Annotated in this window: 12 protein-coding genes; 11 read left to right on the plus strand and 1 reads right to left on the minus strand. The window is 68.8% G+C overall.

Annotated features, from left to right (window positions below; genetic code table 11):
- Positions 1-45: 45 nt before the first annotated feature.
- The 11 genes from AL072_RS18245 to AL072_RS18295 all read left to right on the plus strand — a co-directional run bounded on the left by AL072_RS18245 (position 46) and on the right by AL072_RS18295 (position 12,737).
- Entirely contained in the window at positions 46-732 is a 687-nt protein-coding gene (locus AL072_RS18245) for a Fe2+-dependent dioxygenase (protein ID WP_045582878.1), read from the plus strand.
- Positions 732-1,427, plus strand: coding sequence for a tetratricopeptide repeat protein (locus tag AL072_RS18250; RefSeq protein WP_045582877.1), 696 nt, complete (start codon positions 732-734; stop codon positions 1,425-1,427). The genes AL072_RS18245 and AL072_RS18250 overlap by 1 nt, the downstream gene beginning before the upstream one ends.
- Positions 1,424-2,503, plus strand: a complete 1,080-nt coding sequence (locus tag AL072_RS18255) for an alpha-hydroxy acid oxidase (protein ID WP_045582876.1) — start codon at positions 1,424-1,426, stop codon at positions 2,501-2,503. Before AL072_RS18250 ends, AL072_RS18255 begins: the two co-directional genes overlap by 4 nt.
- Positions 2,504-2,796: 293 nt before the next feature.
- Positions 2,797-2,886 (plus strand): K(+)-transporting ATPase subunit F, encoded by a 90-nt coding sequence (kdpF, locus tag AL072_RS18260; protein WP_045582875.1) that lies wholly within the window; start codon positions 2,797-2,799, stop codon positions 2,884-2,886.
- 13 nt (positions 2,887-2,899) lie between these two features.
- Positions 2,900-4,609, plus strand: coding sequence for a potassium-transporting ATPase subunit KdpA (gene kdpA / locus AL072_RS18265; RefSeq protein WP_045582874.1), 1,710 nt, complete (start codon positions 2,900-2,902; stop codon positions 4,607-4,609).
- A gap of 14 nt (positions 4,610-4,623) precedes the next feature.
- Positions 4,624-6,744, plus strand: a complete 2,121-nt coding sequence (kdpB, locus tag AL072_RS18270; RefSeq protein ID WP_045582873.1) for a potassium-transporting ATPase subunit KdpB — start codon at positions 4,624-4,626, stop codon at positions 6,742-6,744.
- Between the two features lie 10 nt (positions 6,745-6,754).
- Complete coding sequence (locus AL072_RS18275; RefSeq protein ID WP_045582872.1) at positions 6,755-7,363, plus strand: K(+)-transporting ATPase subunit C; 609 nt, start codon at positions 6,755-6,757, stop codon at positions 7,361-7,363.
- A 34-nt stretch (positions 7,364-7,397) separates the two neighbouring features.
- Positions 7,398-10,163, plus strand: a complete 2,766-nt coding sequence (locus AL072_RS18280; protein ID WP_045582871.1) for a sensor histidine kinase — start codon at positions 7,398-7,400, stop codon at positions 10,161-10,163.
- Positions 10,160-10,876, plus strand: coding sequence for a response regulator (locus AL072_RS18285; protein ID WP_045582870.1), 717 nt, complete (start codon positions 10,160-10,162; stop codon positions 10,874-10,876). The genes AL072_RS18280 and AL072_RS18285 overlap by 4 nt, the downstream gene beginning before the upstream one ends.
- 92 nt (positions 10,877-10,968) lie before the next feature.
- Complete coding sequence (locus tag AL072_RS18290) at positions 10,969-11,997, plus strand: helix-turn-helix domain-containing protein (protein ID WP_052710083.1); 1,029 nt, start codon at positions 10,969-10,971, stop codon at positions 11,995-11,997.
- 140 nt (positions 11,998-12,137) lie between these two features.
- Complete coding sequence (locus AL072_RS18295; RefSeq protein WP_144428280.1) at positions 12,138-12,737, plus strand: hypothetical protein; 600 nt, start codon at positions 12,138-12,140, stop codon at positions 12,735-12,737.
- A 27-nt stretch (positions 12,738-12,764) separates the two neighbouring features.
- Here the strand turns inward: AL072_RS18295 and AL072_RS36125 are convergent, their stop codons facing one another.
- Positions 12,765-13,238 carry a DUF1289 domain-containing protein gene (locus AL072_RS36125; protein WP_342669606.1) on the minus strand — a complete coding sequence of 158 codons (474 nt, stop codon included), beginning with the start codon at positions 13,236-13,238 and terminating at the stop codon, positions 12,765-12,767.
- Between the last annotated feature and the right edge of the window lie 22 nt (positions 13,239-13,260).

Consider the following 13,260-nt stretch of genomic DNA (forward strand, 5'->3'; position numbering starts at 1 on the left):
GTCCTTTGTCCGCTGCCTGATCTCTGTTCTACGAGGAAACCCGCCATGCTCCTGCAGATTCCCGATATCCTCACCGCCGGAGAGATCGCGCAGTGCCGGGCGGTGCTGAAGGCCTCCCCCTGGGTGGACGGGCGCGTCACCGCCGGCGACCAGGCGGCCGGGGCGAAGCACAACCTGCAAATCCCGGAGGAGAGCGAGACGGCGCGGGAACTCGGCATGGTCATCCTCCGCGCGCTGGCCCGCAGCCCGGCCTTCAATTCGGCGGTGCTGCCGCTGCGGGTCCTGCCGCCGATGTTCAACCGCTACGATCCGGCGATGACTTATGGCTTCCATGTCGACAACAGCATCCGCGCCATCCCCGGCAGCGGCGGCCTGCGCATGCGGGCAGACGTGTCGACCACCATCTTCCTCGGCGATCCCGAGGAATATGACGGCGGTGAACTGATCGTCGAGGACACCTACGGCACCAAGTCGGTCAAGCTGCCCGCCGGCCACGCCGTGGTCTATCCGTCCAGCAGCCTGCATCGGGTCAGCCCGGTGACGCGCGGGTCGCGCTGGGCCTCCTTCTTCTTCACCCAGTCGATGGTCCGCGACGACGGGCTGCGCGCCATGCTCTACGACCTCGACATGGCGATCATCGATCTGCGGCAGGAGCTGGGCGACGGCCACCACGCGGTGCTGTCGCTGGTCAACCACTACCACAACCTGCTGCGCCGCTGGGCGGAGCTGTGATGGCCGAGGGCACAAGAGCCTCCTGTTCGCCGGGATTGAGCATCGCCGACACCTTGCTGGCGCTCGGCCAGTCCTGCCTCGACCGTGGCGAGGGGGACCGGGCGGTCGCCTGGTTCCGCAGCGCCGCGCGCGGCGGCGACGCCCGCGCCATCACCATGCTGGGCCGCTGCCTCGAACATGGCTGGGGCATCCAAGCCGATCCCTGCCAGGCCGCCGCCCATTACCGCAGGGCCGCCGATCTCGGCGACGGCTGGGCGATGTTCAATCTGGCCGACCTCCATTGCCACGGCATCGGCGTTCCCGCCGACGACGAGGCCGCCTACCGGCTCTATGCAGCCTCTGCATCCAGGGGCAACGCCAAGGCGCTGAACATGCTGGGGCTGTTCCACGAGAGCGGGCGGGCAGTTCCGGCCGCCCACGGCGCGGCGCGCGCCCTGTTCAGGGCGGCGGCGGAAGGCGGCGACTGCTGGGGCCGCTTCAACCATGCCCGCATGCTTCTGCGGGATGGGTCGGCGGAGGAGGCGCTGCGCTGGTTCCGCCTCGCACTCGACAGCGGCTTCCCGGACTTCTACCGCAGCATGGCCGCGGCGCTGGCACCGCATCCCGATCCCCGCATCCGGGCCCTGGCCACGCAGGCCGGCGCGAAGGCCAGCGCCTGCGCGGGGCCGGCACACCGGAATGAGGTTCGTCCATGATGGTTCCACCCGACACCGTTTCGTTGGCCGACTACGAGCGCCATTTCGACGACCGGGTCGATCCGGCCATCCGCGCCTACATCGCCGGGGCCGGGGCCGACGGGATCACCCTCAGCGCCAACCGCGAAGCCTTCGACCGGCTGCGGCTGATGCCGCGCGTGCTGCGCGACCTGTCCGGCGCGACCGCCCGGTCGGAGCTGTTCGGGGAGATGCTGGATTACCCGATCATCCTGGCTCCGATGGCCTATCACAAGCTGGTCCATCGGGACGGCGAACTGGCGACGGTGGAGGCCGCCGGCCTGACCCGCAGTTGGATGACCGTCAGCACCCAGGCCAGCGTCCGGTTGGACGAGATCGCCGCGCGGGCGACGGCGCCCCTGTGGTTCCAGCTCTACACCCAGCCGTTGCGGGGCGATACCCTGACCCTGGTGCGGCGGGCGGAGGATGCCGGCTGCAAGGCGCTGGTCCTGACGGTGGACGCGCCGGTGAACGGCATGCGCAACATCGAACAGCGCGCCGGCTTCCGCCTGCCTCCCGACATCGCCCCGGTCAACCTCGCCGGCCTTGCACCCGACGGCTTCAAGCCGGCACGGCCCGGCAGCCCGGTGTTCCAGGGCATGCTCCACGCCGCCCCGACCTGGGACACGGTGGAGTGGCTGTGCGGACGGACGCCGCTGCCCATCCTGCTGAAGGGCATCCTCAATCCGGACGACGTAGAGCCGGCCATCGCGGCCGGAGCACGCGGCCTCATCGTTTCCAACCATGGCGGCCGGACGCTCGACACCCTGCCCGCCTCGATCGACGCACTGCCGGCAGTGGCCGCCAGGGTCGCCCGCCGCCTGCCGCTGCTGATGGACGGCGGCATCCGCCGAGGCACCGACATCCTGAAGGCGATCGCGCTGGGCGCCGACGCCGTGCTGGTCGGACGGCCGGTGCTGCATGCGCTGGCGGTTGGCGGGCTTGCCGGCGTGGCCCATATGCTGACCCTGCTCCAGACCGAGCTGGAGGTGGCGATGGCCTTGACCGGGCGGCCACGTCTGTCCGACATCGATCGCGAGGTGATCTTCGGTGGCTGAGCACCGGTCCGGCCATCGGGCAGCCCCCCTCCGTATACGTCTTTTATATTTTTCGTCCCCGCCGCCCCCCATCGAATTTATACGCGGTTCCGGCGCACGCTCCCATGGTCGCGCTCCCTCTTGATCCAGGTTATCCCGCCGGTGCCGAACCGGCGCGACGATCGGGACGAAGGGTGCGCAATCCCGGAGACGACACAATGCTCGACATCCTGTTCCTGGCGCTCACCGTCGGCTTCTTCGCCGCGTCAGTCGCCTATGTCCACGCCTGCGACCGGCTGTAGGAGGGCGCCCGCATGACCCTCGACTACGCACTGGCCGGCATCATGGCCATCGGGCTGTTCGCCTATCTGGTCTACGCCCTGATCCACCCGGAACGGTTCTGAGGAGCTCCTTTCCATGACCGTCAACGGCTGGATTCAAATCCTCGTCTTCCTCGCCCTGGTCGCCACGGTGACGCGGCCCCTGGGCGGCTTCATGACTCGCGTCTTCACCGGGGAACGCACGCTGCTGTCGCCCGTTCTCGGCCCCGTCGAACGCGGGCTCTACCGTCTGGCCGGGGTCGATGAGAAGACCGAGCAGCATTGGGTGACCTACGCCGTGTCGATGCTGCTGTTCAGCGCCGCCGGCATGCTGCTTCTCTACGCCCTGCAGCGGTTGCAGGACGTGCTGCCGCTAAACCCGCTGGGCATGGCGGCGGTTCCCGCCGACCTCGCCTTCAACACCGCGGCCAGCTTCACCACCAACACCAACTGGCAGAATTACGGCGGCGAGACCACCATGGGCCATCTGGTCCAGATGATGGGACTGACCTTCCACAACTACGTCTCGGCGGCGGCCGGCATCGCGCTGGCGGTGGCGCTGGTGCGCGGCTTTTCCCGCGCATCCTCCCGCACGGTCGGCAATTTCTGGGTCGACCTGACCCGCTGCACGCTCTACGTCCTGCTGCCGCTCTGCATCCTCTACGCCCTTTTCCTGGTGTGGCAGGGTGTGCCGCAGACATTGGCGGGAGCCGTCGACGCCACCACGCTGGAAGGGGCGAAGCAGACCATCTCGCTCGGCCCCGTCGCCTCGCAGGAGGCGATCAAGATGCTGGGCACCAACGGCGGCGGCTTCTTCAACGTCAACTCCGCCCACCCCTTCGAGAATCCCAACGCCCTGACCAACCTCGTGCAGATGCTGTCGATCTTCGCGCTGGGGGCCGGACTGACCAACCTGTTCGGCCGCATGGTCGGGGACGAGCGTCAGGGCTGGGCGATCCTTGCCGCCATGGGGCTGCTGTTCGTCGCCGGCGTCACGCTGGCCTATTGGGCGGAAGCGCAGGGCAATCCGGCCTTCGCCGCGCTGGGCATCGACGGCTCGGCCGGCAACATGGAGGGCAAGGAGACCCGCTTCGGCATCGCCGCATCCGCGCTCTTCGCGACCGTCACCACCGCCGCCTCCTGCGGTGCGGTCAATGCCATGCATGACAGCTTCATGCCGCTGGGCGGCATGGTGCCGATGATCAACATGATGCTGGGCGAGATCATCGTCGGCGGTGTCGGCGCCGGGCTCTACGGCATGCTGCTGTTCGCCATCGTCGCGCTGTTCGTCGCCGGGCTGATGGTCGGCCGCACGCCGGAATATCTCGGCAAGAAGCTGGAGGCGAAGGAGGTCAAGATGACCATGCTCGCCATCCTGTGCCTGCCGCTGATGATGCTGGGCTTCACCGCCTTCGCCGTGGTTCTCGACACCGGCACCACGTCGATGGCCAATGCCGGCCCGCACGGCTTTTCCGAAGCGCTCTACGCCTATGTCTCCGGTGCGGCCAACAACGGCAGCGCCTTCGGCGGGCTGACCGGCAACACCCCCTGGTACAACGTCACGCTCGCCGTCGCGATGCTGGTCGGGCGCTTCCTCGTCATCGTGCCGATGCTGGCGATCGCCGGCTCGCTGGCGGCCAAGCGGCGGGCGCCTGCCTCGGCCGGCACCTTCCCCACCCATGACGGGCTGTTCGTCGGACTGCTGGTCGGCGTCATCCTGATCGTCGGCGGCCTGACCTTCTTCCCGGCCCTCGCCCTCGGCCCGGTGGCCGAGCATCTGGCGATGTCCGCCGGCACCCTCTTCTGATCGGGAACGCTCCCATGCATGCCATAAGCAAACGGTCGGGCCGGAAACCGGCCAAGTCGTCGGCCAGCACGCTGCTCGACCCTGCCATCCTGCTGCCGGCCATCGGCGGTTCTCTCCGCAAGCTCGACCCGCGCCAGATGATCCGCAACCCGGTGATGTTCTGCGTCGAGGCGGTGGCGGCACTGGCCACCCTGCTGGTCCTGCGCGATGCGGTCACCGGGGCAGGTGTCAGCGGCTTCGCCATCCAGATCGTCGTCTGGCTGTGGTTCACCCTGATCTTCGCCAATTTCGCCGAGGCGGTGGCGGAGGGGCGCGGCAAGGCCCAGGCCGCCAGCCTGCGCAGGACCCGCACCGAGACCAGCGCCAAGAAGCTGGAGAACGGGACGGTCCGCACCGTTCCCGCCACCGCCCTCAAGCCCGGCGACCTCGTGCTGGTGGAGGCCGGCGACATCATCCCGTCGGACGGCGAGGTGGTGGAGGGGGTCGCCTCGGTCAACGAGGCCGCCATCACCGGCGAATCCGCCCCCGTCATCCGCGAGAGCGGCGGCGACCGCTCGGCCGTCACCGGCGGCACGCAGGTCATCTCCGACCACATCACGGTGCGCATCACCGCTGCGCCCGGCTCGACCTTCCTCGACCGCATGATCTCGCTGGTGGAAGGCGCCCAGCGCCAGAAGACGCCCAACGAGATCGCGCTGAACATCCTGCTGGCCGGGCTGACCATCGTCTTCGTCATCGCGGTGGCGACGATCCCCAGCTTCGCCGTCTATGCCGGCGGATCTGTCGGCGTGCTGGTGCTGGTGGCGCTGTTCGTCACCCTGATCCCCACCACCATCGGCGCGCTGCTGTCGGCCATCGGCATCGCCGGCATGGACCGGCTGGTGCGCTTCAACGTGCTCGCCATGTCGGGCCGGGCGGTCGAGGCGGCGGGCGACGTCGACACGCTGCTGCTCGACAAGACCGGGACCATCACGCTCGGCAACCGCCAGGCATCGGAGTTCCTGCCCGTCACCGGCGTCGGCGAGGAGGAGCTGGCCGACGCCGCCCAACTCGCCTCGCTGGCCGACGAGACGCCGGAAGGCCGCTCCATCGTCGTGCTGGCCAAGCAGGATTACGGCATCCGCGCCCGCGCCATGGAGGAGATGCACGCCCATTTCGTCCCCTTCACCGCGCAGACCCGCATCAGCGGCATCGACACCGACGGGGCGGTGATCCGCAAGGGCGCGGTGGACGCGGTTCTGGCCCATGTCCGCGGCTCGCAACGCATCGCGGTAGCCGGTGGGCGCAGTGTCGCTGCCTTGCACCCGGCGGCCGACCCTGTGGAGCGCGAGATCCTCGCGATTTCCGAACGGGTCGCCAAGGCCGGCGGCACGCCGCTGGCGGTGGCGCGCGACGGACGGCTGCTCGGCGTCATCCATCTGAAGGACATCGTCAAGGGCGGCATCCGCGAGCGTTTCGCGGCGCTGCGCCAGATGGGCATCCGCACGGTGATGATCACCGGCGACAACCCGATGACCGCCGCCGCCATCGCCGCCGAGGCCGGGGTGGACGATTTCCTCGCCCAGGCGACGCCGGAGGCCAAGCTGCAGCTGATCCGCGACGAGCAGGCGAAGGGCAAGCTGGTCGCCATGTGCGGCGACGGCACCAACGACGCGCCGGCGCTGGCCCAGGCCGATGTGGGCGTCGCGATGAACACCGGCACGGTGGCGGCGCGCGAGGCCGGCAACATGGTCGACCTCGACAGCGACCCGACCAAGCTGATCGAGATCGTCGAGATCGGCAAGCAGCTGCTGATGACCCGCGGCGCCTTGACCACCTTCTCCATCGCCAACGACGTGGCGAAGTATTTCGCCATCATCCCGGCGATGTTCCTCGCCTTCTACCCGCAGCTCCAGGCGCTGAACGTGATGAATCTCGCCAGCCCGGAAAGCGCCATCCTGTCGGCGATCATCTTCAACGCGCTGATCATCGTGGCGCTGATCCCGCTGGCGCTGCGCGGCGTGAGCTACCGCGCGGTCGGAGCCGCGTCCCTGCTGCGCCGCAACCTGCTGATCTACGGCCTCGGCGGGCTGGTGGTGCCCTTCGCCGGCATCAAGGCCATCGACCTGATCGTCACCGCCATCGGCCTGGTTTGAGGAGCCCGACATGTTGAAGGAACTGCGTCCCGCCCTGGTGATGACCGTCGCCCTGACGGTCGTCACCGGCCTCGCCTACCCGCTGGCCGTCACCGGCATCGCGCAAACCCTCTTCCCGCATCAGGCCAACGGCAGCCTGATCGAACGGAACGGGACCGTCGTCGGCTCCGGCCTGATCGGGCAGGAATTCGCCAGTGACCGCTATTTCCACCCGCGCCCGTCGGCCACCACCGGCGCCGACCCGGCCGACCCGGCGAAATCCACCTCGCAACCCTACAATGCCGCCAATTCAATGGGCTCCAACCTCGGTCCGACGAGCAAGGCGCTGGCCGAGCGGGTCGAGGCCGATGCCGGGAAACTGAAGTCAGAGAACCCAGGCGTTGCAGTTCCGGTGGACCTTGTGACCGCATCGGGCAGCGGGCTCGACCCCCACCTGTCGCCGGCTGCCGCCGACTTCCAAGTGCCGCGCGTCGCCCGGGCGCGCAGCCTGGGCGAGGATGCCGTCCGCCAGCTGGTCGCCGCCAACACCGCGCCGCGCCCGCTGGGCTTCCTCGGAGAGCCGACGGTCAATGTGCTGGCGCTCAATCTTGCCTTGGACAGGACGGCGGCACCCCGCTAAAGATCCGGCAACCAATGTGCGGCGGGAAGGCGGCATGAACGAGGACCAGGGCGACCGCAGCAGCCGCCCATCGCCGGACGCCCTGCTGCGCCAGGCGGAACGGGAGGAGCGGGGGCGGCTGAAGATCTTCCTTGGCGCCGCGCCCGGCGTGGGCAAGACCTTCGCCATGCTGCTGACCGCCCATGCCAAGCGGCGCGAGGGCGCCGACCTCGTCGTCGGCGTGGTGGAGACCCATGGCCGCGCCGACACCGAGGAGCTGACCGCCGGGCTGGAGATCGTTCCCCGCCGCACCGTCCGCCACAAGGGCCATGCGCTGGCCGAAATGGACCTGGACGCCATCCTCGCCCGCCGGCCGAAGATCGTGCTGGTGGACGAGCTGGCCCACACCAACGCCCCCGGCGGACGTCATGCCAAGCGCTATCTCGACGTCATGGAGCTGCTGGATGCCGGCATCGACGTCTACAGCACGCTGAACATCCAGCATGTCGAAAGCCTGAACGACGTCGTCGCCAAGATCACCCGCGTCCGCGTCCGTGAGACGGTTCCCGATTCCATCATCGACCGTGCCGACGACATCGAAGTCATCGACATCACGCCCGAAGACCTGATCCAGCGCCTGCAGGAGGGCAAGGTCTATGTCCCCCGCACGGCCGAGCAGGCGATCCGCCATTACTTCTCCCCCGGCAACCTGACAGCGCTGCGCGAACTGGCGCTGCGCCGCACCGCCGAACGGGTCGACGACCAGCTTCTGACCCATATGCAGGCGCACGCCATCGCCGGCCCCTGGGCCGCCGGCGAAAGGCTGCTGGTCTGCATCGACCAGGATGCCAGCGGCGGGGCACTGGTCCGCTATGCGAGGCGGCAGGCGGAACGGCTGCGTGCCCGCTGGAGTGCCATCCATGTCGAGACCAGCCGCGACCTGCGCCTGACCGAGGCGGAGCGTGACCGCATCGCCGACACCCTGCGGCTGGTCGAACGGCTGGGCGGGGAAGCGGTGACGGTTCCCGGCCGCGACGTCGCCGACGCGGTGGTCGAGTATGCCCGCGCCAACAACATCACCCATATCGTCATCGCCAAGTCCGGACGCCCGCGCTGGGCGGAGCTGCTGCACGGCTCGGTCGCGCATGGCCTGATCCGCCGGGCCGGCGACATCAGCGTCCATGTCATCGCCGCCGCCCCGGCCGACACGGTGCCGCCCAAGACGGTGCGGACCGCGGCGACCGGCCGCCCGTCCTTCCAGGGGCTGCCCTACCTCGCCGCCAGCGCCTATGTCGCGGCGGCGCTGGGGCTGGGGCACCTGCTGCATCTGGCACTGGGGCTCAGCAACATCGCGCTGGTCTTCCTGACCGCCGTGCTGGGCAGCGCCGTCACCGGCGGGCTGGGACCGTCGCTCTATGCCTGCATCGCCAGCGTTCTGGCCTTCAATTATTTCTTCCTGCCGCCGCTCTACACCTTCACCATCGCCGACCCGGAAAACATCGTCGCGCTGCTGGTCTTCGCGGTGGTCGCGGTGATCGCCAGCAACCTGACCGCCCGTGTCCGCGCCCAGGCGGTGACGGCGCGGCTGCGCGCCAGGACGACGGAGGATCTCTACCGGTTCAGCCGCAAGCTGGCCGGCGTCGTCACCATGGACGACCTGCTGTGGGCAACCGCCTATCAGATCGCGGCGATGCTGAAGGTGCATGTCGTCCTGCTGATGCCGGACGGCGACGGGGTCGGCAGCATGGACGGCAGCAGGGAGGGCGACCGCCTCGCGGTGCGCGCCGGCTATCCGCCGGAGGATGTGCTGGACGAGGCCGATCTCGCCGCCGCGGTGTGGAGCTGGCGCAACAACAAGCCTGCCGGCCTCGGCGCCGACACCCTGCCGGGCGCCCGCTGGCTGTTCCTGCCGATGCGGACCGGCCGCGGACCGGTGGCGCTGGTCGGCATCGACACCGGCGCCGGCAGTCCCGGCCGCCAGCGCGGCGGCCTGCTGGCCCCGGACCAGCGCCGCCTGCTAGACGCGCTCAGCGATCAGGCGGCGCTGGCGATCGAGCGGGTGATGCTGGCTGAGGATGTCGACCGCGCCAAGCTGGCGGCGGAGACCGAACGCCTGCGCTCCGCCCTGCTCACCTCGATCTCGCACGACCTGCGCACCCCGCTGGCCTCCATCCTGGGCTCGGCCACAAGCCTCACCCGCTACGGCACCGCGCTGGACGAGCCCGCCCGGCTCGAACTGGCGACAACGATCCAGGAAGAGGCGGAGCGGCTGAACCGCTTCATCGCCAATCTGCTGGACATGACCCGCCTGGAATCCGGAGCCATCCGCCCACGCACCGGCCCGGTCGATTTGTCGGAGGTGGTCGGCAGCGCCCTGGAGCGCGCCGGCCGCATCCTTGCCGGCCACCGGGTCGAGGTCGACCTCGCCGCCGACCTGCCGATGGTCGATCTCGACCCGGTGCTGTTCGAACAGTCCCTGTTCAACCTGCTGGACAATGCTGCCAAATATGCGCCGGCCGGATCGCAGGTGACGGTGCGGGCTCGTCGCGTGCCGGCCGGCGTCGAGGCCCAGGTGATGGACGAGGGCGACGGCATTCCGCCCGCCGATGTGGACCGCATCTTCGACAAGTTCTACCGTGTCCACGCCCAGGACCGGCAGCGCGCCGGCACCGGGCTGGGGCTGGCGATCTGCCGCGGCTTCGTCGAGGCGATGGGGGGCAGCATCGTCGCCGGCAACCGCCGCGACCGGTCCGGCGCCGTCTTCACCCTGACCCTTCCCGCCGCGGCAGACCTGCCCATGCCGGAGGAGACTGCGCCATGACCTCGCCCTCCGCCCCGCTGCGCGTCCTGGTCGTCGACGACGAGCCGCCGATCCGCCGCTTCCTGCGCACCAGCCTGTCGGCCCAGGGCTATGACATCGTGGAGGCCGAGGACGGCGACGCGGCGCTCAGGGAAATCCATCGCCGGGTGCCGGACCTGCTGGTGCTCGACCTCGGCCTGCCGGGGATCGACGGGCTTGAGGTGATCCGCCGCCTGCGGGCCGGCGACCCGGCCTCCCCCGCGATCGCGGCGCTGCCCATCATCGTGCTGTCCAGCCGGGTCGACGAAGCCGGCAAGGTGGAGGCGCTCGACCTCGGCGCCGACGACTACGTCACCAAGCCCTTCGGCGTCGACGAGCTGCTGGCCCGCATCCGCGCCGCCCTGCGCCACCGCCTGCAGCGCCAGGGCGAGCGGCCCCTGTTCCGCAGCGGCGACCTGACGGTCGACCTCGTCCGCCGCATCGTCACCGTACGCGGCGGAGAGGTGAAGCTGTCGCCGCGCGAATATGACCTGCTGCGCCTGCTGGTCGCCCATGCCGGCAAGGTCCTGACCCACCGCATGATCCTGAAGGAGGTCTGGGGCGGCGAGACCGACATCCAGTATCTGCGCATCTACATCCGCCAGCTGCGCCAGAAGATCGAGGCGGAACCGGACCGCCCCCGCCACATCCTGACCGAAACCGGGGTCGGCTACCGCCTGCGGGGCCCGGATTGACCGGATCGACCGGTTCCGCACCGCCGCCCCCTTGACCTCCGGGCACGGCATCGGGAAGATGGATCGGACACTAACCGAACCCGGTTTCTCCCTTGAGCACGCAATCCGTTCCCTTCCGGCGCTTCTCGACGGACGTCCTGCCGGAAAAGGAGCGCTTCGGCGCGTGGCGGGACGCCATGACCTCGGTCTACGAGATCGCTCCACCCGACGGCGACGCGCGCCGGCACTTCACCGGCACGGCGACCAGCACCCATTTCGGTCCGCTGATCGTCGGGACCATGGACGTAGACGCCCTGGCCTACCACCGGTCGCCGGCTCGGATCCGCTCGGACCATATCGACCACTTCATCATACGCCTGGACAGCACCGGCGCCGCCGGCAACGCGTCGGACGAGATCCTGGTCAAGGACATGGGGCAACCGCTGGAACTGCCGACGATGCGGTTGCAGGGAGCCTGCGTGATCGTGCCCCGGGACGTCATGACCGACATGCTGCCGCGGGCCGACGCACTGCATGGAACGCGCCTGGGCGGTATCATGGGGCAATTGCTGGCCGACCATCTGCGGTCGCTGGCCCGGGCGGCTCCGGCATCGACGATGGCGGACGCGCCGCATGTGGTGCGGGCCATCCGCGGGATTCTCACCGCCTGCCTGGCCCCCACCCACGACACCCTCCGGCAGGCAAGGCCGCAGATCGCGGCAACCCTGATGATGCAGGCCCGGCGCCTTATCGACGCCAACCTGAACGATCCCGGGCTGTCCGCCGACCGCCTGTGTCTGGCACTGGGCCTGTCACGCTCGGCCCTCTACAAACTTTTCGAGCCGCATCGGGGCATCGCGCGCTACATCCAGGGCCGGCGTCTGCTGCGAATCCGCGAAATCCTTTCCGATCCCGCCGACGGCCGCCGCATCGGCGAAATCGCCTTCGCGTTCGGCTTCACCAGCGAGGCGCATTTCAGCCGGACCTTCCGGCGCGCGTTCGGCTGTACGCCGTCGGACATCCGGGACGGCTGGGCATCGGCCCCCGCAGACGGTCGCCATCGGGCGCGTGGCGCCGAGAGCCACGACACCAGGGCCGCGGCCGGACAGTTTCCTGACTGGCTGCGCCAGCTCCGCGCCTGACGCGCTGCTCCGCCGGAGCCGCGGACGCGTGGTCAAGGAAAATGGACCCACGGTCATGGTCCGGGTTCCGTTGCCACGCTAGCGTACGGCATTCGAAGCGCCGGTCGGCGCCCGATCCCTTTCGACCGGAGGCAGCACCCATGTCGTATGATTTTTCACGATTGTTGGACAGCAAACTCAGCATGAACGAGCGCCCGCTGGTGATGATGTGGTCCATCTCGGCCGGCGGTGCCGCCGAAGCGGTGTTTCTGACCTGCCTCGAACAATTCAAGCAGTCGCCGTCCAAGGCCAAGGTCAAGGCCATCTTCGAATGGCTGGTCGATCAGGGCGATGCCTCGACAAAATCCGGCTGGGGCAAGGGGGACGGCCATTGGGGCTCGATGAACCTTGAATCCGACGGGGTCAGCAATTCGGTCAAACAGACGGCCGCTACGATTTCCACCAATTCCAAATATTACATTGCCCGGAAGTCCTGGTGGGGGAAGAGAAGCGCGGCCCTGCACGGCAACCTTGGAAACAGCCCGGCTCCGAACATGTTCGATGGATTGATCGGACAGGCGGTCTCCGCCCTCAACACCGTTACTCCCTCGTTCGGCGGCTGGACGATCGATAAGCTCGACAGGCAGGACTCCTACATCGTCAGCCGGCTGAAGGGCATGGAATACATGAACAACGCCTTTCAGACCGCCGGGTTCAACACCGCCGCCATCGGCATCCGCCTGCCCTTCAAGTTCCGCTGACGGCGGGTCCGGCCCGGCACCGGACAATTATTCCGCAGGCCGGGCGCTTTCCAGGGCTTCGCGCTCGGCCCGCAGAGCCTCGAGCTTCGTTTCCAGCTTGCGGATCTTCTTTCCGAGTTTGCGCAGGCGCTTGCGCGGTGGCTTTGCCGCGATGCGTTCGGCCCGGATGCGCCCGTTGATCGCCGCCTTGGCCTCATCCGGCAGCCGTTTCCAGCCTTTCACCTCCGCCTTCGTCCGGCGGCAGCCGCGACATGCGCCGTTCGTGTCGAAGCGGCAGCTTCCAATGCACGGGTTCCCGGTGTCCTTGCTGCTTGTGGTCCTAGCCATGGGGCCCTGTCGAATGATCGCGTCCAGTCGGTGACAATGTCGTTTCGGAACGCCTTTCCGACAATGGCGACCGCCCGCACCAAAGCCTTCCTGATATTGTATGGATCCGGCGCAGCGGCAATTGAATGGTGCGTCATACTGGCACATCGGCGAGATTGCGCGGCTTTTAGCCATACAATTAACTTGCAGGCATGCG

It is taken from the genome of Azospirillum thiophilum (genome assembly GCF_001305595.1).
Lineage (GTDB): Bacteria > Pseudomonadota > Alphaproteobacteria > Azospirillales > Azospirillaceae > Azospirillum > Azospirillum thiophilum.

Bases quoted from the DNA above. Each gene is read 5' to 3' on its own strand.
- AL072_RS36125 (WP_342669606.1), bottom strand. From the start codon at position 13,238: ATGGCTAAAAGCCGCGCAATCTCGCCGATGTGCCAGTATGACGCACCA.
- kdpF (WP_045582875.1), top strand. From the start codon at position 2,797: ATGACCCTCGACTACGCACTGGCCGGCATCATGGCCATCGGGCTGTTC.
- AL072_RS18275 (WP_045582872.1), top strand. From the start codon at position 6,755: ATGTTGAAGGAACTGCGTCCCGCCCTGGTGATGACCGTCGCCCTGACG.
- AL072_RS18245 (WP_045582878.1), top strand. From the start codon at position 46: ATGCTCCTGCAGATTCCCGATATCCTCACCGCCGGAGAGATCGCGCAG.
- kdpB (WP_045582873.1), top strand. From the start codon at position 4,624: ATGCATGCCATAAGCAAACGGTCGGGCCGGAAACCGGCCAAGTCGTCG.
- AL072_RS18250 (WP_045582877.1), top strand. From the start codon at position 732: ATGGCCGAGGGCACAAGAGCCTCCTGTTCGCCGGGATTGAGCATCGCC.
- AL072_RS18280 (WP_045582871.1), top strand. From the start codon at position 7,398: ATGAACGAGGACCAGGGCGACCGCAGCAGCCGCCCATCGCCGGACGCC.
- AL072_RS18295 (WP_144428280.1), top strand. From the start codon at position 12,138: ATGTCGTATGATTTTTCACGATTGTTGGACAGCAAACTCAGCATGAAC.
- AL072_RS18285 (WP_045582870.1), top strand. From the start codon at position 10,160: ATGACCTCGCCCTCCGCCCCGCTGCGCGTCCTGGTCGTCGACGACGAG.
- kdpA (WP_045582874.1), top strand. From the start codon at position 2,900: ATGACCGTCAACGGCTGGATTCAAATCCTCGTCTTCCTCGCCCTGGTC.
- AL072_RS18255 (WP_045582876.1), top strand. From the start codon at position 1,424: ATGATGGTTCCACCCGACACCGTTTCGTTGGCCGACTACGAGCGCCAT.